The organism is Salinicola rhizosphaerae (assembly GCF_014652715.1).
GTDB classification, from domain to species: Bacteria; Pseudomonadota; Gammaproteobacteria; order Pseudomonadales; family Halomonadaceae; genus Salinicola; species Salinicola rhizosphaerae.
Map to the genome: position 1 here is coordinate 36,159 of NZ_BMZI01000003.1, position 22,656 is coordinate 58,814.

The 22,656-nt window shown below is 64.8% G+C and carries 12 protein-coding genes; 2 read left to right on the top strand and 10 right to left on the bottom strand.

The window, feature by feature from the left end; all coding sequences use genetic code 11:
* The first annotated feature begins 104 nt into the window (after nt 1–104).
* Complete coding sequence (locus IE125_RS06445; RefSeq protein ID WP_189443850.1) at nt 105–869, top strand: SDR family NAD(P)-dependent oxidoreductase; 765 nt, start codon at nt 105–107, stop codon at nt 867–869.
* A 43-nt stretch (nt 870–912) separates the two neighbouring features.
* Nucleotides 913–2,469 carry an alpha,alpha-trehalase TreF gene (gene treF, locus IE125_RS06450; RefSeq protein WP_189443851.1) on the top strand — a complete coding sequence of 519 codons (1,557 nt, stop codon included), beginning with the start codon at nt 913–915 and terminating at the stop codon, nt 2,467–2,469.
* Here the strand turns inward: treF and glgB are convergent.
* The 10 genes from glgB to IE125_RS06500 all read right to left on the bottom strand — a co-directional run bounded on the left by glgB (nt 2,440) and on the right by IE125_RS06500 (nt 22,475).
* A complete protein-coding gene (gene glgB, locus IE125_RS06455) occupies nt 2,440–4,674 on the bottom strand; it encodes a 1,4-alpha-glucan branching protein GlgB (protein WP_189443852.1) in 2,235 nt (744 codons plus the stop codon). The genes treF and glgB overlap by 30 nt on opposite strands.
* 58 nt (nt 4,675–4,732) lie before the next feature.
* Complete coding sequence (glgX, locus tag IE125_RS06460) at nt 4,733–6,997, bottom strand: glycogen debranching protein GlgX (protein ID WP_229808960.1); 2,265 nt, start codon at nt 6,995–6,997, stop codon at nt 4,733–4,735.
* A 128-nt stretch (nt 6,998–7,125) separates the two neighbouring features.
* Nucleotides 7,126–7,635, bottom strand: coding sequence for a DUF2934 domain-containing protein (locus IE125_RS06465; RefSeq protein ID WP_229808961.1), 510 nt, complete (start codon nt 7,633–7,635; stop codon nt 7,126–7,128).
* 299 nt (nt 7,636–7,934) lie between these two features.
* Nucleotides 7,935–10,694 (bottom strand): malto-oligosyltrehalose synthase, encoded by a 2,760-nt coding sequence (gene treY / locus IE125_RS06470; protein ID WP_189443853.1) that lies wholly within the window; start codon nt 10,692–10,694, stop codon nt 7,935–7,937.
* Complete coding sequence (malQ, locus tag IE125_RS06475) at nt 10,691–12,796, bottom strand: 4-alpha-glucanotransferase (RefSeq protein ID WP_189443854.1); 2,106 nt, start codon at nt 12,794–12,796, stop codon at nt 10,691–10,693. Before malQ ends, treY begins: the two co-directional genes overlap by 4 nt.
* Nucleotides 12,793–14,703 (bottom strand): malto-oligosyltrehalose trehalohydrolase, encoded by a 1,911-nt coding sequence (gene treZ / locus IE125_RS06480; RefSeq protein WP_189443855.1) that lies wholly within the window; start codon nt 14,701–14,703, stop codon nt 12,793–12,795. Before treZ ends, malQ begins: the two co-directional genes overlap by 4 nt.
* A complete protein-coding gene (locus tag IE125_RS06485) occupies nt 14,700–15,968 on the bottom strand; it encodes an alpha amylase C-terminal domain-containing protein (protein ID WP_189443856.1) in 1,269 nt (422 codons plus the stop codon). Before IE125_RS06485 ends, treZ begins: the two co-directional genes overlap by 4 nt.
* 68 nt (nt 15,969–16,036) lie before the next feature.
* Nucleotides 16,037–17,638, bottom strand: coding sequence for a glycogen synthase GlgA (gene glgA, locus IE125_RS06490; RefSeq protein ID WP_189443857.1), 1,602 nt, complete (start codon nt 17,636–17,638; stop codon nt 16,037–16,039).
* Between the two features lie 377 nt (nt 17,639–18,015).
* Nucleotides 18,016–21,192, bottom strand: coding sequence for an efflux RND transporter permease subunit (locus IE125_RS06495; protein WP_189443858.1), 3,177 nt, complete (start codon nt 21,190–21,192; stop codon nt 18,016–18,018).
* Complete coding sequence (locus IE125_RS06500; protein ID WP_229808962.1) at nt 21,192–22,475, bottom strand: efflux RND transporter periplasmic adaptor subunit; 1,284 nt, start codon at nt 22,473–22,475, stop codon at nt 21,192–21,194. Before IE125_RS06500 ends, IE125_RS06495 begins: the two co-directional genes overlap by 1 nt.
* Between the last annotated feature and the right edge of the window lie 181 nt (nt 22,476–22,656).

Below are 22,656 nucleotides of genomic sequence, written 5' to 3' on the forward strand. Positions count from 1 at the left end.
CCGGGCGGAATCGGACGACCAAAGCTTGGTCGTCCGACAAAAGCTGCTCTACCTTCAGAGGTGAGCCGATTTCATACGCATTGAACTCAAGGAAGGAGAGAGACATGCAGCTGGCAGGCAAGGTTGCAATGGTCACCGGCAGCACCCAAGGCATCGGACGCGCCGTGGCCGAGCGGCTGGCTCAGTCGGGTGCGGATGTCGTGGTGTGCGGCAGCAAGCCCTCGGACCGCGCGGAGGAGACCGCCAGGCGCGTGCGGGCCCACGGCCAGCGCGCGACCATCGTCACCGGCGATCTCGCCGACGTCGAGACCAATCGCCGCCTGATTGCCGAAGGCGTCGAGGCGATGGGCCAACTGGATATCCTGGTCAACAACGCCGGGCTCGAGATCGATTCGTCGTTTCTCGACGTCGAGGAATCCGATTACGACAAGGTACTCGATCTCAACCTGAAAGGGGTCTTCTTCACCACTCAGGCTTTCGTACGTCACCTGCGCGATACCGAACGTGGCGGTCGGATCATCAACATGAGCTCGGTACACGAAGATCTGCCGTTTCCCGGCTTCACCAGCTACTGCCTGAGCAAGGGCGGTATCCGCATGCTGACACGCAATCTGGCGGTGGAGCTGGCGCCACTGGGCATTACCGTCAACAGCGTGGCACCGGGAGCCATCAAGACGCCTATCAACTCGGCACTGGATGAAGACCCCGAGAAGCTCCGCAACCTGCTGGGTAACATTCCCCTCAACCGCCTGGGCCGGCCGGAGGATATCGCCGGCGTCGTGGCGTTTCTCGCCTCGGAAGAGGCGGCCTACATGACCGGCGCCTCGCTACCGGTAGACGGCGGCCTGCTTTGGCAGTATGAAGAGTGAATCCTCGCCTCGCCGCACGTTTCCACCTGCCGGGAGTGACGCCATGCTGGACAGCCCCCGGATTCGCCCCGGAACCACGAAAGTGAGCGAAGAGAGCGCCATGACGCCCCACGACCGCTATGGCGAACTGTTCGAAGCCGTGGCCATGGCGCACATCTTCGAGGACTCGAAGACCTTTGCCGACTGCATTCCCAAGCAGTCGCCGGAGCAGGTCATGAGCGTTTACGAGCAGCATCGTGATCGCGACGATTTCGACCTGCAGACGTTCGTCTCGGATCATTTCGATGCCGACACCCTGCCCGGCAGCGGCTACGAGTCGCGCCCCGAGCACGACATGTCCGAACATATCGATCGGCTCTGGCCGATCCTGACGCGCAACTCGCGTCATCATCCGCAGTGGTCGTCACTGCTCTCGCTGTCGCACGACTACGTGGTGCCGGGCGGGCGCTTTCGCGAGTATTACTACTGGGACTCCTACTTCACCATGCTCGGCCTCGCCGCCAGTGGCGAAGGCCGGCTGCTGCGTGCGGTCACCGACAACTGCGCGGATCTGATCGAGCGCTACGGGCACATGCCCAACGGTAACCGCAGCTATTATCTGAGCCGCTCGCAGCCACCGCTGTTTTCGATGATGGTAGAGCTGGTCGAACGTCAGCAGATGCAGGACGCGTGCGCCTATCTCCCGCAGCTCGAGCGCGAATACGCGTTCTGGATGGACGGCGAGGATCGCCTGCAGCCCGGCGAGAGCCACCGCCGCTGCGTCCGGCTCGACGAGACACACTGGCTCAACCGCCACTGGGACGATAGGTCCACACCCCGTGAGGAGTCCTTTCGCGAGGATCTGGAGCTATCGCACCAGACGTCGCGACCCGCAGCACGACTCTTTCGCGACCTGCGCGCCGGTTCGGAGACGGGATGGGATTTCAGCGGCCGCTGGCTCGATGACGTCAAGGACATCACCACGATCCGCACCACGGCATTCGTGACGCCGGACCTCAACGCCCTGCTCTTCCATCTCGAGCAGACGCTCGCCCGACTCAACGCCATGACTGGCGCTGCCGCCCGCGCCGACGAATTTGGCGATCGCGCCCGACGTCGGCAGGCGGCCATGGATCGCTATCTGTGGAGCGAGGATCACGGCGCCTACTTCGATTACGACATCGAGCGTGGCAGCCTGAGCCCGCATCTCACCGCCGCCAGCGTCGTCCCGCTGTTCGTCCGCGCCGCCTCGCGCGGCCAGGCGGATCGCGTCGCCGGTATCGTTGCCCGACGCCTGCTGGCGCCAGGCGGGATCGCGACGACGGAGATCAGCGACAGTCACCAGCAGTGGGATCATCCCAACGGCTGGGCGCCGCTGCAGTGGATGGCCATCGAAGGATTGGGGCATTACGGGTTCGAGGATCTGGCCGAGACCATCGCCGACCGCTGGCTGGCGCTGGTACAGGATCTGTACGACCGCGAACATAAGCTGGTCGAGAAGTACGTGCTCTACCCCGGGGCCGATTTCGCCACCGGCGGCGAATATCCGCTGCAGGATGGCTTTGGCTGGACCAATGGCGTCACCCGCGCGCTACTGGCCCGCCGTGCCGGGAAGCAGTAGCGCCACGCCTAGCGGCGGCAGCGTCAATACCAGCGACTGCGTCTCGCCGTGCGCGGCAAGCGGTTCGGTCTCGAGCCCACCGCCGTTGCCGACATTCGTGCCGCCATAGCATTCGGCATCCGAGTTGAATCGTTCGCGCCAGTGACCCGCCAGCGGCACGCCGATGCGATACCCCGCCAGAGGCTGCGGCGTCAGGTTAGCCACCGCCAGCACGGGTCGACCCTCGCGGCCGATTCGCCACCAGGCGAAGACGCTGTTCTGGAAGTCGTCGCCGATCACCCAGCGGAACCCCGCCGAATCGCCGTCCAGCTCGTGAAGCGCCCCGTATTCGCGATAGAGCGCGTTGAGATCGCCGACCAGCCGCTGAACGCCGGCGTGCGCGGCGGACTGCAAAAGTCCCCAGTCGAGCTCGCGGTCGTGGCTCCACTCCCGCCCCTGGGCGAACTCGCAACCCATGAACAGGAGCTTCTTGCCCGGATGCAGCCACATGAAGCTCAGATAGGCGCGCAGATTGGCGAAGCGCTGCCAGCCGTCTCCCGGCATCTTGTCGAGCAGCGACCCCTTGCCGTGAACCACCTCGTCATGCGAGATCGGCAGCACGAAGCGCTCATTGAAGGCGTAGACCAGCCCAAAAGTCATCTGGTCATGATGATAGCGACGGTAGACGGGGTCGTGGCTGATGTAGCTCAGCGTGTCGTGCATCCAGCCCATGTTCCACTTGTAGTTGAAGCCCAGCCCGTCATGTTCGACCGGGGCGGTGACCCCCGGCCAGGCCGTCGACTCCTCGGCGATCATCACCGCACCCGGCACGTCGTCGCGCACGACCTGGTTGAGATGGCGTAGAAACGCCACCGCCTCGAGATTCTCCTTGCCTCCCAGATGGTTGGGGATCCACTCTCCCTCCTGACGTGAATAGTTGCGATAGAGCATCGACGCGACCGCGTCCACGCGCAGGCCGTCGAGATGGAAGTGGCGCAGCCAGTGCAACGCCGAGGCGAGCATGAACCCGTGCACCTCTCGCCGTCCGAGGTTGTAGATATAAGTGTTCCAGTCCTGATGGTAGCCCTCGAACGGGTGGGCGTATTCGTAGAGCGCGGTGCCGTCGAAGTGCGCCAGGCCGTGCGGATCGGAGGGAAAATGCCCGGGAACCCAATCGAGAATTACGCCGATCTCGGCGACATGGCAGGCATCGATGAAGCCGGCGAAATCTGCCGGCGTGCCGAACCGACCGCTGGGTGCAAACAGTGACAGCGGCTGGTAGCCCCATGAGCCGCCGAAGGGGTACTCCATGATCGGCATCAGCTCGATATGGGTAAATCCCATTGTCTTGACGTAGGGAATCAGCGACTCGGCCAGGTCGCGCCAGTGATAGATGGCCCCCTCGTCGCCACCGTGCTTGCGCCAGGAGCCGGCGTGCACCTCGTAGATCGAGATCGGCGCCGTCGGCGCCTGACGCGATGCGCGTGACGCCATCCAGTCTGCGTCGCCCCAGGCAAACGGCGTCGCATCGGCCACGACCGAGGCGGTCAGCGGTGGCGGTTCGGTCGACAGCGCCACCGGATCGGCCTTGAGCAGCCGCTCGCCGTTGACGTCGATCAGCGCAAATTTGTAGCGCTCGCCGGCACCGATATCGGGAATGAATATCTCCCACACGCCCGCCGGAAATCGACAGCGCATGCCGTGTCGACGGCTGTCCCAGCCGTTGAAATCGCCCACGACGGCAACGCGCTGCGCGTTCGGCGCCCATACCGCAAACCGCACGCCATCGACCCCATCGACACACATGACCTGCGCACCAAGACAGTGACCGAGCTGACGGTGACTGCCCTCATTGATCAGATAGAGATCCGTCTCTCCCAGCAACAGCGGGAACGCATAAGGGTCGGCTACGATCTGCGTCGCGTGCGGCCACTCGATCTTTAGACGGTAGCCGACTTCTGCAGCCAGGTGACCGACGAAGAGCCCCTCGATCGCGGGTGCCGCGCACTCCCCCAGTAAGCGGTCACTGTCACGCTCGACCAGAGATACCGACGTCGCACCCGGCAAATAGGCACGGACAACGATGTCGCTGCCATCGCGATGACCGCCGCGCCGGTGCGGGCCGAGCACGGCAAAGGGGTTGACGTGCGTGCCGTGCGCCAGCGCCTCGAGATCGGCGGCACTCAGCGACGCATCACCGTGATGCAAGACTTCCGATGGCATCATGCGACCTCCCTGCTCGCCCCGAAACGTGAACGTGGTGCCTGCCCGAACGCGGTTCGCATCAGCGGGCCCCCGCCGTCGCGTCTTCCACCAGCTCGAACAGCGACAGACTGCGGGGCCTGACCAGATATTCGCTGCTCAGCGGGCAGTGTATGTCGTCCGCAGCTGGATCAAAGGTATCGACACGGCGCACCCACTCACTGCCACCCGGCACGTCCGGCAGCACGAACATGACATCGGCATCGCTGGCGTTGAGCGCCAGCAGCACGGTGATATCGCTGCCGAAACGGCAGATGCCGGTAGGCTGGGCGTGGCCGTTAAGAACGACTCCGATCGCTCTCGCCTTGTCATCGTGCCAATCGTCGACGCGCATCTCCTCAGCCGAGGGCTTGAGCCAGGAGACATCCTTGATGCCCAGGCTCTCGTTGAGTTTGCCGGTCATGAATCGTCCGCGCTCGAGAATCGGGTACTGGCGGCGAAGGCGGATCAGATAACGGGTGAACGCGCGCAGATCGCGGCCTTCATCGGAAAGATCCCAGTTCACCCAGCCGATCTCGCTGTCCTGGCAGTAGGCATTGTTGTTACCGCCTTGGGTTCTTGCAAACTCATCGCCCGCCAGCAGCATCGGCGTGCCCTGAGACAGAATCAGCGTTGCCAGCAGGTTGCGCATCTGGCGCATGCGCAGCTCGCGGATCTCGGCATCGTCGGTCTCCCCCTCGACGCCGTGATTCCAGGAGAGATTGTTGTCGTGGCCGTCGCGATTCTCCTCGCCGTTGGCCTGATTGTGCTTGTCGTTGTAACTGACCAGGTCCCGCAGCGTGAAGCCATCATGCGCGGTAATGAAGTTGATCGAGGAGAACGCCTTGCGACCGCGGTGGTCGAACAGATCGGCGGAGGCCGTCAGCCGATTGGCGAAGGCCGGCAGCTGTCCGGCATCGCCGCGCCAGAAGGCGCGCATGTCGTCGCGGAAGCGATCGTTCCACTCAGCCCAGCCGGGCGGAAACTTGCCGACCTGATAGCCGCCCGGACCGCAGTCCCAGGGTTCGGCGATCAGCTTGCACTGCGACAGCAGCGGGTCCTGCCGGCAGGAGTCGAGGAAGCCACCGCCCTCGTCGAAGCCGTCCGCCTCGCGGCCGAGGATGGTCGCCAGATCGAAACGGAAGCCGTCGACCCGCATCTCGTCGGCCCAGTAGCGCAGCGAGTCGGTCACCATCTGCAGCACGCGCGGATGGGAGAGATTCAGCGTGTTGCCGGTGCCGGTATCGTTGATGTAATAACGCGGCTCCTCCGGCATCAGACGGTAGTAGGAGGCGTTGTCGATGCCCTTGAACGAAAGCGTCGGCCCCAATTCGTTGCCTTCGGCGGTGTGGTTGTAGACCACGTCGAGCAGAATCTCGATGCCGGCCGCGTGATAACGCGCCACCATCTGCTTGAATTCGCTGATACTCTCGGTCGCCATGTAGCGCGGATGCGGCACGAAGAACGCCAGCGTGTTGTAACCCCAGTAGTTATGGAGCCCCTTCTCCTGCAGATGCCGATCGTCGACGAAGGCGTGAATCGGCATCAGTTCGAGCGATGAGATACCGAGATCGCCGAGATAATCGATGATCTCGGGTACCGCGAGTCCAGAAAAGGTACCGCGCAGCTCCTCCGGTACGCCGGGGTGGCGCATGGTGTAGCCGCGAACGTGAGTCTCGTAGATGACCGTGTCACTCCAGGGCACCAGAATCTCCGTCGAGCGGCCCCAGGTGAACGCCGGGTCGATCACCCGACACCGCGGCATGAAAGGCGCGCTGTCGCGCTCGTCGAAGCTGAGATCGCCATCCTCGTGGCCGATGGTGTAGCCGTAGAGCGCATCGTCCCAGATCAACTCGCCGACGAGCTGCTTGGCGTAGGGGTCGATCAGCAGCTTGTTCGGATTGAATCGATGGCCGGCCTCCGGCTCGTAGGGGCCGTGAACTCGATAGCCGTAAAGCTGACCGGGCCGTGCATCGGGCAGATAGCCGTGCCACACCTCGTCGGTATATTCCGGCAGCGCGATGCGCTCGAGCTCGGTCTTGCCGTCGTCATCGAACAAGCAGAGCTCGACCCGTGTCGCATTGGCCGAGAACAGCGCGAAGTTGACACCCAACCCGTCCCAGGTCGCGCCTAGCGGGTAGGGCAAACCCTCGCGGATTCGCGAACACTCGAGCAGGCTGCCGTTGACGGCCGTCCCGCCACCGCTGCCCATCGACTCGTCCGCGCCGTGACGCGCCACTGCCTCGGGCTGCTGATCGCCCCAGATCGCGTCGCTCCCCTTTGGCCCCTCGACGTTCGCTCGCATCATGTGCCCGTCTCTATCGTCCATGTCCTACCGACCTCCAGGCGGAATCATTCCGCCTTGCAAGATGCCCTTGACACCATCCGGTACCCCGACGCGAGCGCGTCAGATATTCAGACATGCGGCCGGCCAACCTACTTGGACGACTCGCCGGAAGGCTCATTTGAAGCGCCGGGCTTCTTGCGCGGCTTGGTCGGGGTCTTGGCGCCCAGGTCCGAGCCCGCCTTGGTACCCGGCTTTCCGCTACCCGCGCCCGCCTTCTTGGCGCTCCGCCCCGGAGTTTTTGCACCGCCGGCCGACTTGGCGCCAGCCTGTCGTGGTCTGGACGGCTTCGCGGGGGCTGCGGGATGGACTTCGACGCCGGTGTCCTCCTCCTTGCGCGCCTCGGTTTCGGGATCGTCGAGCGGCAGCCGCGGCTCGTCGATGCCGATTTCGTCGGGCTCCGCCGGCGGATCCTCGCCTTCCAACGGGGAGGGCTCATTGCCGGCCTCGCGCCACTCCTGCTCCTCCTCGCGCGCGTTTTCCGCTTCGACGATACGCTCCGCCATCTCCCAATGCCGGGCCTCCTGCCCGTCGGGTCGCCCCTCGGATTCCCAGATGCGATACGCCAGCATGCGTATCCGTTGTTCGCGACTCGTCATCATGTTGCTCTCCCTTTTCGGCTGTGACTCATCGGGATCATCCCTGGCCCGATCGAGCCGATGTGTGACACACGACAAGACTCCCGCAGGAAGCCTCGTGTCTTGCTAGATCGTTCCCGGATCACCTCTCCGGGTCGTCTGCCTGCTCGTCTCTTTCACCTTGGCGATTCTCTTTTCAACCCAGCGATACTCTTTTCAACCCGGCAGCTTTTTAGTCAACCCAGCGGCTCTTTAGTCAACCCAGAACCTCTCTACAACATAGCGGCTCTTGCGGGATGGGAGCACTCGCGAGTGATAACGGCTCACGCTGCCGGCCCCGCTGACGATCCCGCGTCAGCCGATTCGCCCTCCTGCCGGTGTGCCTCGCGCTGCGACTGCCACAACCAGACCCCGCAGGGAAACTCGCCGAGATGTTCAGCCATCCACAGCGTCGTGCCGAGTTCGATGGCATCATCGGTCAGCCACGGCCGGCCCATGCCCTGCAGCGAGAGCTTCGCCAATGAGAGCGTCGTGTCTCCCCACTGCAGTCCGGAATCGTCGCCCGCGGAAAGCACCCCGAGCGGCAACCGCGTCACCACGACGACCAGCGTCGCTTCGGCACTGCAGCGAGCGAAAGCCAGCACGTGCGCCGCTCGAGTCCCGACGGCGTCGAGGGGAATGTAGTCGCCCTGTGCAAACAGCGCCGGCTGCTCGGCGCGCAGTCTCAGCAGCGCCCGAATCAGCGCTTGCTTGACCGCGCCGTCACGCCAGTGTCGCCACGCCGCGGGCGGCGGCTCGTTCTGTGCCAGGGCCTCGCGGCGAACCGGCATGTCGACCGGGCGCCGATTGTCGGGATCGACCAGAGATTGATCCCAGAATTCGGTGCCCTGGTAGATATCCGGCACCCCCGGCGCGCAGAGCTTCAGCGTCGTCTGCGCAAGGCCATTGATGGCGCCGGGAATATCGAGACGTGCAGCCAGCGACGCAAGCTCTCCCGTGACGGTATCCCCAGCCAGTGCGCGGCGTATCGCATCCTCTCCCGAGCGCTCGTAGGCGTCATCGGGCGCCAGCCAGTGACTCTCCAGCTTGGCCTCGCGCATCGCCTTCTGCTGCCAGGCAGCGAGTCGATCGGCATAACGCTCGAGTCCGGCGGCATCCTCGGGCGTCAGATCGAGCGGCCAGGCCGCCAGCAGCAGCTGCAGCAGCATCAGCCGGTCACCGCCGGCGGGACGGTCGTCACTATCGTAGAGGCGCTCGTCCAGCGCCCAGGCGCGCAGTGTCGGCGCGATGGCGGACGCCATCTCGCTGAGTACCGCGAGCCGGGCACGAACATCTTCTCCCCGCTTGTGATCGTGGGTCGCCGTCGCCAGCATCGCTAGCGGAAAGTTCGCCTGACGCCGAGCGCTGGCGCGATGGAAAACGGCCGGAGACTCGGCGAAGCGGTCCCCCTCGCAGCCGACATCGTTGCGCGAGAGCAGCACGGCGCTGCGATAGCCGGCGGTATCCTCGACCGCCTTGGCGGCGAGTGGTGAGGTCAGCTGCTGGAAGCGCTCGATGGCAGCCAGGCGAACACGGCAGAGGGGCTCATCGAAAGCCGCGGGCGCGCGCGCGCCGAACCAGTCATCCAGCACGGGAAGCCAGGCGGAATCGGCCGCGGAGAGCGTGGCTCGGGCCGTCTCCAGCGCGCGGCGGAAGTCGGGCTCGTCGGCCACGGGACGGCCGTTGACGTCGCTATAGCTTCGGTAAACCGGGTAGGCCACCGCCAGCGCGCCAAGCACGCGACGAATCGCCGGCGGCGTGAACTCCCGCGTCGCCGGCTCGAGTGCCGCCAGCGCGCTGACCGCCGCCACGGCACGCTCGAACTCGGCGGTCAGCGGCCCCGCCAGCATCTCTTGACGAGCCGCACGGACCTCGGCGGCGAAATCGCCGCTGCGCCCACTGATCTCTCGCCACAGTGCCGTCAATGGCGCCTCGCCGACGGGATCGTGCTGCACGCCGCCGACCTGATCGAGAAAGTCGTAGCCGGTGGTGCCGTCCACGCCCCAGTCGTCGTGCAGGGTTTCATCGCCGGCGAGAATTTTTTCGACGTGCAGCGTGAGGCGACGAGGCCTTGGCATCCCGGTGCGCTGAGAGATCGCATCGAGTCGCGCACGCAGGCGCAGACAGTAGCCTCGGGGGTCGGCCAGGCCATCGACGTGATCGATACGTAACCCGTCGATCCAGCCGCGCTCCACCAGCGACAGCAGATAGGTATGGGAAAGGTCGAAGACGCTCTCATCCTCGACCCGCACGCCGGCAAGCTCGGTAATGTCGAAAAAGCGTCGCCAGTTCAGCGCGTCGTTGGCCACCCGCCAGTGGGCAAGGCGGTAGGCCTGACGCTCGAGCAGATCGTGAAGTCGCGCGCGCCCCTCAGGGGTGGCGGCATCGTGTCGCGCCAGCGCGGCCATGACGTGCGGATCCTCGGCACCCAGCGCCTCGTGATCGACCGGTGACGCGAGCACACCCACGGTGTGCGAGGGATCGATCGGAAAACGGTGCTCGTGATAGGCGACGGCAAAGCGGCCCGACGCCGACTCCCAGACCAGCACCAGTTCGCCATTCTCGAGTACGGTCTCGTAGCGCTCCCCGAGAAACGGCAGCAGCAGTTTGCCGTCGGCCCCAGCCTGTCCCCAGTCGATATCGAAGCAGGCGGCATAATCGCTCGCCCGCCCATGCGCCAGCAGATCCTGCCACCAGGGATTTTCGGCACCCACCGCCAAGTGGTTTGGAACGATATCGGCGATCACCCCCATACCACGAGCGTGCAGCGCCTCGACCAGGCGCTCCAGCGCGGCCTCGCCACCCAGCTCGGGATCGATACGCGTCGGGTCGACGCCGTCGTAACCGTGTGTCGAGCCGTGTCTCGAGGCGAGAATCGGCGAGAGATAGACGTGGCTTGCACCCAGCTCGGCGTAGTAATCGACCTGCTCTCGCGCGGCGTCGAGGTCGAAACCGGCGTGGAGCTGGAGTCTCACGGTCGCCCGCAGCGAGGGGGCGACTGTCGCATCGACGGTGGCGTCCAGCGTCACGACAGGTCCGCTCATGGCTCGAGCCTCCGACGCAGGTGGGCAATCCGTTTGAGCCGTCGCTTCAGGGGAGGATCATCGAGGGCGACGCTCAGCGACTGCGGCAACCGGCGGCGCCAGTTCGGGTGCTCATCGGTCGTGCCGGGCAGGTTGGCCTGCTCGGTCAGTCCCAGCAGATCTTCCAGCGGCAGCAGTGCCAGCGGCGTCGGCGTCGAGGCCACGTGCAGCAGAGCGGCATCGACGACATCCTCGACATCGATCGCCGCCGCGGCAATGCCATCGTCGTCGGCGATCGCGTCGAGCTCGAGCCGGGCCGCCAGTCGCTGACGATCGAAGCGGCGCTGCTCGCTCGATTCGGCCATCGTCTCGCCCGGCTTGAAGAGTTTCAATCGTTCCCGCCAGCGCAGGTCTTCGCCCTGCCACCAGCCCGCCACCGTCGGCAGATCATGCGTGCTGGTCGTCGCCAGCGTGTCGTGCCGCCAGCGCGCACCGGGCAGGAAATCGTCACCGTCGCGTTCGAACCACAGCACGCTCATGCCCAGCACGCCGTACGCCGCCAGTCGCTCACGCAGCCCGGCCTCGACCGTGCCGAGGTCTTCGCCGATCACGATCGCCCGGTGCCGCCAGGACTCGAGCGCCACCAGCCGCAGCATCGCTTCGAGCGGATAACGCACGTAGGCGCCCTGCTCGGCCGACTCCCCTTCGGGGATCAGCCACAGCCGTGAAAAACCCAGGATATGATCGATGCGCAGACCGCCCGCGTGGGCGAATCCGGCGCGCAGCATCGCCAGAAAGCCGTGATAGCCGGATGCCACGAGCCCCTGAGGCGAAAACGCCGCCACCCCCCAGCTCTGGCCGCGGGCGTTGAAGGCATCCGGCGGTGCGCCCACGCCGCACGAGGTCAGCAGCTCTCCAGGATAGCTCCATGCCTGACTGCCGCTCGGATCGATGCCTACCGCCAGATCGGCGATGAGCCCCAGACGCATGCCAGCGGCGATCGCCCGCTGTTGAACGTGAGCCAGCCCCGCCGCCACCAGCCACTGCAGAAACGCCGCAAAGGTGATCGCCTCACGATGTCGTTCGGCAAAGGCTTCGACCTCGGCGCCGTTCGGATCGTGCCAGGCGGCCGGCCAGCGGCGCCAGTCGGGGGTTTTCGACTGTGCCAGCAGGACTTCGAAACGACAGTGGCGTTCCAGACTCTCGCCACCGTCACGACGAAAGGCGATGAACCGGGAACGCCAGGCCAGCGCGCGCTCGTCGCGCTGAACGTGGAGAAACAGCCGCTCGAGCATGTCGAGTTTGAGCTTCACGCTGGCCGGCCAGTCGATCAGCGCCTGCTGAGCTTGCAAGGCCATGGCCTCGGCGAACGGCGCGCGGGCCCGTGCGACGGTCTCGGCATCGAACACGCACTCGGGTGCCGCATGCCAGACGTTGTAGAAGAGCCGGCTCGACGGCGAGTAAGGGCTGAAACGCTCAGGATGCGCGCCGAACAGCGCATGCAGCGGACTGATCGCGACCGCATCGACGTCCTCCGGCGCCAGCCGCTGGCACAGCGTGTCGAGCGCCAGCAGATCGCCGATGCCGCCATCGCCTTCCCGCGGCAATGCGTATAGCTGAACGCTAGTCCCCCACAGGCTGCCATCGTGAGGTGCCTCACCAGCTGAGATATCCGCAATGGAAAAACAGCGCGGCGGGGTGACCGCAAGCGTCAGGCAGACGGTGTCATCGGCGGATGCCCCCAGAAGCGACAGACGATGGTAGCCCAGTGTCTCGATCGGCGGCAGACGGCCGTGTTCGTCCAGATGCCCCTCGTATGTCTCGCCGGTCTCCAGGCGCAATGAAAAGGCACGCTCGGCGGCGGCAGCACTCGGCACAGTGAATGCTACCCCCTGATCGGCGATCAACAGCGGCGGCAATCCCTCGAGTTTCTCCGGGCGCTGCCGAGCCTGCCAGCGCGCCAGGCTGTCGCGAACCTGCGCCTCGTCCGCCGCCGGCCAGCCGAGCAGCGCCAGCATCTTGCGCTGTCGGTTCTCCGGCAACGTGCATGACTGCCCGTCACTGTCGCTCCACTCGAGCATCAGCCCGACCGCTTCGGCCAGTTGCCGGAGCGCCGCACTCATTGCGCTTCCCCCTGCCGTGCGGGCTCGAGAGACGCGGTCGTGAGCCAGACGGCGGCCTGGAGTGGCGCCAGCTCGCCGCTCTCGAGCGCGCCTTCGTTGCCTGTTCGCGAGGTGGCCAACGGCGCACTCCGCGGTGGATCATCGAGTCGAACGACGGCATTCGACAGGTTCAGCGCGAGGGTCAGCACGGCACCGTCACCCAGACACCAGACCGCCGTGACGGCCTTGTCTCCCAGCGCTCTGGCGCCCAGCGCACGGCTACCTGCCAGCCGAGGCACCAAGTGGCGATGACGCAGCCCCAGCCATTCGCGGTAGCGAGCGCGAACCGCCTGATTGGCGGGTCGCTCGGCTTCAGCGTCGTCGAGACACGAGGCGAGAAAGGTCGATTCGGCGTTGGGGTCCGGAATACGCTCGCGCTGCGCCGGGTCCTCGAAGGCGCTGAACTCGGCGAATTCGCGGCGTCGCCCCTCGCGCACGGCGTCGGCCAGCGCGTCACGATGGTCGGTGAAGAACAGAAAGGGCCGGGTCGAGCCCCACTCTTCGCCCATGAACAGCAGCGGAATCGAAGGCGACAGCAACAGTGCAAGCGTGGCTGCGGACAGCGCCTCCGGCGGCGTGAGATGCACGAGGCGGTCGCCCAGCGCGCGATTGCCGACCTGATCGTGATTCTGCAGAAAATCGACGAAAGCAGTCGGCGGCAGATGCCCGCTCGGCTCGCCACGCGGCTCCCCCTTGCGCGAGCGCTGGCCCTGAAACAGAAATCCCTCGCCCAGCACGGTCACCAGCTTGTCGGTCGCCGAGGCGACGAAGTCCGCGTAGTAACCCTCGCGCTCGCCGGTCAGCAGCACGTGCATGACGTTGTGCCAATCATCGGCCCACTGGGCGTCGTATAGCGCGGGCTCGAGCAGCGAGGCCTGATTGTGCTCGTTTTCGAGGATCAAATGACAGTGACGGTCACGCGGTATCCAATGGCGAATCGTCTGCCCCAGTTCGACCAGAAAATCACGCTCGCTGATTGCGTGAACGGCATCGAAGCGTAGACCGTCGAAACGATAGTCGAGCAGCCACATCAGCGCGTTATCGATGAAGTAGCGTCGCACCGGCGGCTTTCGAAAGTCGATGGCGCCGCCCCATGGCGTCTGCAAATCCTCGCGAAAGAACGCGCTGGCATAGTGCCCGAGAAAATTGCCGTCGGGGCCAAAGTGGTTATAGACAACGTCCAGAAAGATCATCAGCCCATGGGCGTGAACGTCGTCGATCAGCGCCTTGAGCGCGTCGGGCGTACCGTAATAACTGGCGACGGCATAGGGCTGGACACCATCGTAGCCCCAGTTGCGCCGACCTGGGCACTCGGCGATCGGCATCAGCTCGATCGCAGTGACGCCCAACTCCACGAGACTCGGCAGGCGTCGGCGCAAACCTTCGATACCGCCACAGGCGCCCAGATGCACTTCATAGATCACCGTCTCTTCCCACGCCCGGCCCTGCCAGTTCGGCTGCTGCCAGGCGTGACCGCACGGATCGACGACGAGGCTCTGGCCGTCGACCCCGCCCGCCAACGCCCGGGAAGCCGGGTCGGGGATCGCCACGCCATCACCGTCGACGAACACGCGGTAGCGATAGCGACTATCGACCTCGCAGTCGGTCTCGACGGTGAAATCGCCCCCCTTCGCAGCCGTCATCGGCAGCGGATCTCGTCCCTCGATCTCCAGGTCGACTCGCTCGGCATCGGGCGCCCAGAGCCGGAACGCGGTGCGCCCTCCCTCCTGGATCGAGGCGCCGTACCAGGGCCGAAAAGCCGCGGCGGTATCCGAACCCGACACGGGCTCCGTGGCCTCATCTTCCTTGCTCAGCTCATGCCCGACCGGGGTATCCCGGATCGTCCTGCCATCCTTGGCGACACTCATGGCGAATCCTCGTACCAGACTTCGTGACGCAGAAAGATCGCCGCCATCGGCGGCACGGTGAGACTGAGCGACTGCGCGTGGCCGTGGCTCGCAAGCGGCTCCGTGGACAGCAGGCGACCGTTGCCGACGTTGCTGCCGGCGAAGAAGACGCTGTCACTGTTGAAGATTTCCCGCCAGCGACCGGCGCTAGGGGCACCCAGCCGATAGCCGTAATGAACGCAGGGTTGAAAATTGCACACGCAAACCAGGCTGGCGTGACCGCTCTGCGCATGTCGCGCGAAGACGATCACGCAGTTGTCGTGGTCGTCCTCGACCAGCCACTCGAATCCGAGACGCTCGTCGTCGCGGATCTGCAGCGCGGGTTCATTGACGTAGAGCCGATTGAGATCGGCCACCATGCGCAGGATGCCGGCGTGTTCGCTCTCGAACAGCAGCGGCCAGCAGATCGCCTCGTGCGTCGGCGGGGCGAGGCTCTGGCCGAGCTCGCCGCCCATGGCGATCAGCTTGTCACCCGGCAGCGCCCACATCAGAGCCAGGCAGGTTCGCATCGTCGCGAACCGCTGCCAGTCTTCACCGAGGACGCGCCCGCGATAGGCCGGGCGGATATCCGACGAGTGTTCGAGCACGCCGCGATCGCTCTCCGTCGGTGTCAGGCCCGCCACCCAGACGGCATGTCGGTCACAGCGCTCGGTTATCGACCAGGCCAGATATTCGGCGGCGGCAAGATGCCAGCGATCGCGGCCGTGAAGCTCGATGCGTTCGCGCGCGTGATCGTCGAGGAAAAGCCAGAACCGACTCACTTGCGAAGTCTCGTCGTGCCGCTCGACGCCATCGATATGGCAGCGTCGACACCAGCGCTCGGCGGCGCTCTCGGAGTCCCCGTGCGAGGCCCGAACCAGTACACCTACCCCGGCCACGTGACAGGTCTCGACGAAGCGACAGACCACGGCGGTGGGATATTCATGCAAGGCGGCGTCGAGAACGATATGGGTAAAGCCCAGATCGGCAACGTAAGGCACCAGTTCATGTGCCAGTCGCTCCCAGTTCAACGGCCCGGTGAAGCGGGAGAGATACCACCCCATGGCCTCGAGCCGATAGAACGAGAGCGGCAGCTCGCCGCCATGACGGGCGCCACGCGCCGCCATCCAGTCGCCATCGTCCCAGGGCCAGGCCGAAGCGCCCTCACCGTCAATATCGACCTCACTGGCAACGTCGACACCCGCCTCGCTGGCAAGGCCGAGCCGCCCGGATGATGTGGCCGGCATCCATTGGCCGTTTTTGGCGAAGACCCCATCGGTCAACGACGATTCGGACCATCGATCGACCGCCGATCTCATGATCGGCCAACGGCTTCATCGCTGCGAACCGTCGCCTCCGCCAGCAGTTCCGAGTAGAGCCGTCGATAGGGAATCACCGCCTGACGCCAGTGCAGTCGGCCCGCCATTGCCGCGCGACGCATGGCGTAGAAGAGATCGGTCGCGCGGAACAGATCGAAGGCTCTCAGCACCGTCGCGCGGTAGCTCTCCAGTGACATCTCGTCGAACAGCAGCCCATTGATGCCATCCTGAATGGTATCGGCGAGCCCGCCGGTGCGATGGGCGACCGGCAGCGAGCCAAAACGCTGGGCATAGAGCTGGCTCAGACCGCACGGCTCGAAGCGCGAAGGCATCAGCAGAAAATCGCTGCCGGCGTAGATCTGGCGAGCCTCGCCCTCGTCGAAGCCGATGTTGACGCCGACCTGCCCGACGAAGCGCGCCGCCATCGCGACCAGTGCCTGCTCGATAACGAATTCGCCACGCCCGATGACCACCAGTTGGCCTCCACGACGCACGATGGTCTCGGCGATCTCGATCGTCAGGTCCAGCCCCTTCTGCTGCACCAGACGGGATACCACGGCAAATAGCGGGCCGCTGCTCGGCGCCAGCCCGAACATCCGACGCACGCGCTGGGTGTTGGCGCGCTTTCCGTGCCAGTCGTTGATGCCGAACTTGGGCGCCAGGTGCGGGTCGGTGCGCGGGTCCCAGCGGTCATCGATACCGTTGAGCAGGCCACTGAGGCGACCCTCGAGAGCGCGCTTTTTGAGCAGGCCCTCCAGTCCGCAGCCAAATGCCGGCGTGGTGATCTCCTCGGCGTAGTTGTTGCTGACGGTGGTGACGTGCGCTGCGTAAGAGAGCCCCGCCTTCATGAACGAGAGCTGGCCGTGAAACTCGACGCCGTCGATATGAAAGGCTGAAGACGGAATGCCCAGCGCCGGCATGCGCTCGACCGGGAATACGCCCTGATAGGCCAGGTTGTGAATGGTGTAGACCGACGGCACGTAGCGGCGGCCCAGCCAGCGCACGTAGCCGGCCGCAAGCCCGGTCGCCCAGTCGTTGAGGTGCATCAAGTCGACCCGCCATTCGAGCAGCGCAGGATCGTTGACGATCTCCGCTGCCGCCAGCGCCAGGCGTGCGAAGCGAATGTCGTTGTCGGCCCAGCCGACGCCGAGCTCGTCGCCATAGGCGTTGCCCACCCGGTCGTAGAGTTCGGCGCAAAGCACGACATAGACGACGAGGCCATCGTCGCAGACCAGCCGCCCGATCTCGCAGGCCGGCAGCTCGTGGCGGGCAGGCAATCGGGCAATCGTCACGATCGGGCGGCCGGCGTTCAGAAGCTGACGGTAGCCCGGCATGAGGACGCGCACGTCGTAGTTGGGTGTGAGCGCGCGTGGCAGGGCTGCCGACACGTCTCCGAGGCCGCCCGCCTTGATGAAGTCGGCGATCTCGGTGGTCACGAACAGGACATGTCGAGGAGGCAGGCGCGCGGCCGGCACCAGGCGCGGAAGCGTCACGGCGCGCCCGTGGCGCCTTCGATCACTCTCCGAGACCGTCGGGGTATCACTGCCAGCCCCGTCGGCGGTGGAACTTCGTCTTCCCTGGACCGCGACATACGTCATGTTCAGCCTCCCTGAACATTCGACCGACGGCCTGAATTGGCGGCGACCGAATCTGGATACTGCGCTCAACGAGGCGCAGCCACCTTAACCGACGTTAATCAAGGAGATCGACGTCAACCAAAGGTGAAGTGTCAGCATCCGAAGGCGGTTCTCATGAAGAGAGACAGGCGTGTCGAGCCGGAGATATCGGATCGAAGACACGCGAGGGAGAGCCGTCAATGACAGGTATAAGCCACGCTCGGGAGGGCGTCAAAGCGACTTTTTCAGTACCTGTCGAGGCACTTTCTCGTGACCCAGAAAAAAGGCAACTCCCATGGGGAGTTGCCTTTCGGAACCGCCATCGGCGGTTATGACATGACGCGGGCTTGACGCGCAGGTTAGTGCGATTCGCGCGTTTCGGTCGCCTTGTCGCCGCGGCCGAATTTCTTGCCCAACCACATCGTGACACGCATGATCAGCACGTAGGCCGCCGGTACGAACACCGTCGCCAGCAGGGTGATCGAGATCATCCCGCCAACCACCGGCGTGCCGATCTGGTTACGGCTCGCGGCGCTGGCGCCACTGGCCAGTGCCAGCGGCAGCGTGCCGCCGATGAACGCCAGCGAGGTCATCACGATCGGGCGGAAACGCTGCCGTGCCGCCACCTTGGCCGCATCGATCACTGACAGCCCCGCATGTTTGCGCTGCTGTTCGGCGAACTCGACGATCAGGATGGCGTTCTTCGCCGCCAGGCCAACCACGACCAGCAGCCCGACCTGGAGGTAGACACTGGTGCTCAGGCCGGCCAGCTTGACCGCGAGGATCGCGCCGATGAAGGCGAACGGCACGGCGGACACGACCGCCAGCGGCAGCGTCCAGCTCTCGTACTGAGCCGCGAGGATAAGGAACATCATCACCACGCCGAACGACAGCGCCAGCGTCGCCGCCGTGCCGACGTTGGCCTGCTGATAGGCTTCACCCGACCAGCCCATCTCGTAGTCCGAACCCAGCGTCTGCGACACGACCTCCTGCATCGCCTGCACCGCCTGCCCGGAGCTGTAGCCCGGTGCCGGACCGCCGGAGAACTGCGCGGCCGGATAGACGTTGTAGCGCTGCAGCACCGTCGGCGCCTTGCCACGCTCGAGCGTCACCAGCTCGGAAAGCGGGATGCGCTGCCCGTCGCCACCGCGCACGTAGACCTTGCTCAGGTCATCCGGATTGCGCCGGAAGTCATCTTCCGACTGTAGATAGACCTGGAAGTTACGCGCGGACTTGGTGAAATAGTTGACGAACGAGCTACCGAAGGTACTCGACAGCGTGGTGTTGAGGTCGGCGATATCGACACCGAGACTACGCGCCTTGTCGGTATCCACCTTCGCCTTGTAGACCGGCACGTTGACGTCGAGCGTCGAGAACGCCTGACCGATCTCGGGTCGCTGATTGGCTGCCTGCATCACCTTGTTGGCCGCCGCCGCCAGCTGCTGCGGCGAATCGCCGTTGAACGACTCCAGGTAGCCGGTGAAACCACCGGTGGGCGATAGCCCCTGGATCGGCGGCATGTTGAAGGCGATCGTCTGCCCGCCCGGGATCTGCGCGCCGAACTGCATGATCTTGGCGATCAGCCCATCGGCGGTGATATCACGATCCTCCCACGGCTTCATGGTCACGAAGACCGTACCCTTGGCCGTGTTGGCCGCGCTCGAGAGGATATCGAAGCCGGGCACGCCAACCACATAGTTGATCCCCGGAATCTCGTCGCGCAGGCGCTTGCTGAGCTGCTGGATGTAGGCGTCGGTCCGCGATACCGAAGAGCCCGCCGGCAGCGAGACCGAGGCGATCGCCACCCCCTGGTCCTCCGTCGGCAGCAGGCCGCTGGGCAACTGCGAGTAGATCGTCCACGACAGCGCGGCGACGGCCACCAGCCCGACCACGACCAGCCACACCTGGTGAACCAGGAAGTTGGTGATCGCCATGAAGAAGTCGGTGATCTTGTCGAACAGCTTGTTGAACCAGTCGAACGGCGTCTTGATGATGCGCACCAGCTTCGACTGCTTCATGCGATCCTGGTGCTTGAGGAAGAGCGCGCTGATCGCCGGCGTGAACGACAGCGCCACGATGGCGGAGATCGCCACCGAGATGGCGATGGTGATCGCGAACTGCTGATACATCTGCCCGGTCAGACCGCCCATGAAACCGACCGGCACGAAGACCGCGGACATGATGAACGCCGTGGCGATGACCGCACCGGAAACTTCTTTCATCGCCTCCAGCGCGGCACTGAACGGCGTCGCATCCTCGTCCTCTTCCATGATGCGTTCGACGTTCTCGATGACGACGATCGCGTCATCCACCACGATACCGATCGCCAGTATCATCCCGAACAGCGACAGCAGGTTGATCGAGAATCCGAGCAGATACATCCCGGCAAACGTCCCCACGACCGAGATCGGCACCACCGACATCGCCACCAGCGTCGAACGCCAGCTCTGCAGGAACAGGAAGACGATCACCGCCACCAGAATCAGTGCTTCCATGAAGGTGTGTTCGACCGAGTCGATGGAGGCATTGATGAACAGAGTGGTGTCGTAGGGAATCTCGAAGTTCAGGCCCGGCGGGAAGCGCTTCTTGAGGCTCGCCATCTCGCTCTTGACCTCTGCCGCCACGTCCAGCGCGTTGGCACCCGGCTGCAGATAGATCGCGATCGGCGCGATCGGCGCGTTGTTGACGTAACCCTGAATGCCGTAGGTGTTCTTGCCGAGTTCCACGCGCGCGACATCGCTCAGGCGCAGCGAGGAGCCGTCGGCGTTGGTGCGCAGCAGGATGTTGCGGAACTGATCGACACCCGTGAAGCGACCTTGCGTGGTGATGGTGTAGGTATACGGCGAGGGATCGCTCTGTGGCTCGGCCCCGAGCTTACCGGCAGCGACCACCGAGTTCTGCGCCTGGATCGCCGAAGAGACCTCGGCGGGCGTCAGATCATACTGCGCCAGCTTGTCCGGATTGAGCCAGACGCGCATGGCGAATTCCTGGCTGCCCAGCACTTCCGCCTGACCGACACCGGGCAGCTGCTTGAGCGCATCGGTGACGTTGATGTTGGCGTAGTTGGTCAGATAGAGCGAGTCGTAGGCGTCCGAGTCGGACGTGATGGCGACGAACATCAGCACGCTGGACGAGCGCTGTTCGACCGTCACGCCCTGGGACTGCACCTCGCTCGGCAGCTGAGAAAGCGCCCGCTGGACACGGTTGTTGACGTTGATGGTCGCCGTCTGCGGGTCCGTACCGATGTTGAAATAGACACTCATCGACATCTGGCCGTCGTCGGAACTCGACGAGGTCAGGTAGATCATGTCCTCGGTGCCGTTGATCTCCTGGGCAAGGGTCGAAGCCACCGTCTCGGAGACGGTCTGCGCGCTGGCGCCCGGGTAGGAAGCGGAGACGCTGATGGTCGGCGGCACCACCTGCGGATACTGCTCGATCGGCAGTGTCCGCATCGCCATGATCCCGATCAGCGTGATGATGACCGAGACGACGGTGGCGAAGATCGGCCGCCTGATGAAGACGCTGGAAAAGTTCATCAGTTGGCTCCGTCCTGCCCTGTCGCTTCTTTGGTGTCGCGCGCGGCACCCTGCGTGCCTTCGCCGCCCTGAGCGTCAGGCTCCTGGGAGGGGTTCTCGCCCGCGTTGTTCTGCGGCTCCGGCACCTTGCCCGTGAACGCCTGCGCGTCGATGGCATCGCCGGCTGACACGGTGCCGATGCCGGAAACGATGACGCGATCGCCCGGGTTGAGACCCTCGGTAATGATCTGCCAGTCACCGGCTACCTCACCCAGCGAGACGAAGCGAGCTTCGGCCTTGCCTTCGCCGTTGACGACGTAGACCTGCGGCCCTTTCAGACCCTCGGTCACGGCCACGGCCGGCACCGCGTAGACGTCGTAGCGCATCACGTTCGGCAGTGAAACGCGCACGAACTGCCCGGGCAGGAAGACCTGATCGGCGTTCTCGAATACGGCTTCGGCCTGTACCGTGCTGGTGGATTCGTCGACCCGCGAGCCGAGAAAGTCCAGCCGACCCTTGAGCTGCATGGCATCGTGGGTCGCGCTCTTGGTATCCGGCGCAGTCAGCACGGCAACGTCCGCAACATCCGCATCGCCCTGCTGGCGCTGACGGCGCAGTGCGAAAGCGTCATCGGCCGGCAGCGAGAAGCGCACTTCGATCGGATCGAGTGGCGTGATCGTGGCGAGCTCCTCAGGCGCCTGCACCAGGTTGCCGACGTTGACTTCGCTCAGGCTGATCATGCCGCTCACGGGCGCGTTGACTTCGGTATAGCCGAGATCGATCTGCGCGCTGTCGAGCGCGGCCTTGGCCTGAGCCACGGAGGCCTGCGCCGTACGCAGATCGGCCTGCGCCTGGTCGCGCTGCTGCTGGCTGACGGAGTTCTGCTTGTAGAGACGCGCGTAGCGCTCGGCGTCGCGCTGGGCGCGATACGCTTCCGCCTGAGCGCTCTGCAGATCCGCCTTGTTCTGTTCCACCGTCGCCTCGTACGGCGCGGGCTCGATCGTGAAAAGCTTGTCGCCCTTCTCGACCATGCTGCCTTCACGGTAGTGACGCGCCTCAAGCACACCGTCGACGCGCCCCATGACGGTCACTTCGCGGTTGCTGCGAACCTGCGCCGGATAGGCTTTGGTCAACGAGACATCATGTGCCTTGACGTCCATCACTTCGGCCTGCACGGGCGGCTTCTGCTGTCCGCCTCCCTGCTGACTGCTGCTCTGCTGATCGTCGCCGCAGGCGGATAGCGCCAACGACACCAGCATCACCCCGCCGAGGCCGAGGGTGCGATTGAGAAAATTAGGGCGCATGAGTCTCCGTCCTGGAAGATAGGTACCTAAAGGGTTGCCTCGAGCTTACAGGCATACATACATGAATGTAAACTTGCCGAGAACACGTTATGCTCTTCATACACCGTCTTCATTGAAAACGTCTTAAAACAGCACCACGTCCGGGTCATGAAAGGCGACGAACGAACAACAAAAAAGATGA

Coding starts and splice junctions, on each gene's coding strand:
- IE125_RS06445 (WP_189443850.1), top strand. CDS start 105: ATGCAGCTGGCAGGCAAGGTTGCAATGGTCACCGGCAGCACCCAAGGC.
- treF (WP_189443851.1), top strand. CDS start 913: ATGCTGGACAGCCCCCGGATTCGCCCCGGAACCACGAAAGTGAGCGAA.
- glgB (WP_189443852.1), bottom strand. CDS start 4,674: ATGATGCCATCGGAAGTCTTGCATCACGGTGATGCGTCGCTGAGTGCC.
- glgX (WP_229808960.1), bottom strand. CDS start 6,997: ATGATGCGAGCGAACGTCGAGGGGCCAAAGGGGAGCGACGCGATCTGG.
- IE125_RS06465 (WP_229808961.1), bottom strand. CDS start 7,635: ATGATGACGAGTCGCGAACAACGGATACGCATGCTGGCGTATCGCATC.
- treY (WP_189443853.1), bottom strand. CDS start 10,694: ATGAGCGGACCTGTCGTGACGCTGGACGCCACCGTCGATGCGACAGTC.
- malQ (WP_189443854.1), bottom strand. CDS start 12,796: ATGAGTGCGGCGCTCCGGCAACTGGCCGAAGCGGTCGGGCTGATGCTC.
- treZ (WP_189443855.1), bottom strand. CDS start 14,703: ATGAGTGTCGCCAAGGATGGCAGGACGATCCGGGATACCCCGGTCGGG.
- IE125_RS06485 (WP_189443856.1), bottom strand. CDS start 15,968: ATGCCGGCCACATCATCCGGGCGGCTCGGCCTTGCCAGCGAGGCGGGT.
- glgA (WP_189443857.1), bottom strand. CDS start 17,638: ATGACGTATGTCGCGGTCCAGGGAAGACGAAGTTCCACCGCCGACGGG.
- IE125_RS06495 (WP_189443858.1), bottom strand. CDS start 21,192: ATGAACTTTTCCAGCGTCTTCATCAGGCGGCCGATCTTCGCCACCGTC.
- IE125_RS06500 (WP_229808962.1), bottom strand. CDS start 22,475: ATGCGCCCTAATTTTCTCAATCGCACCCTCGGCCTCGGCGGGGTGATG.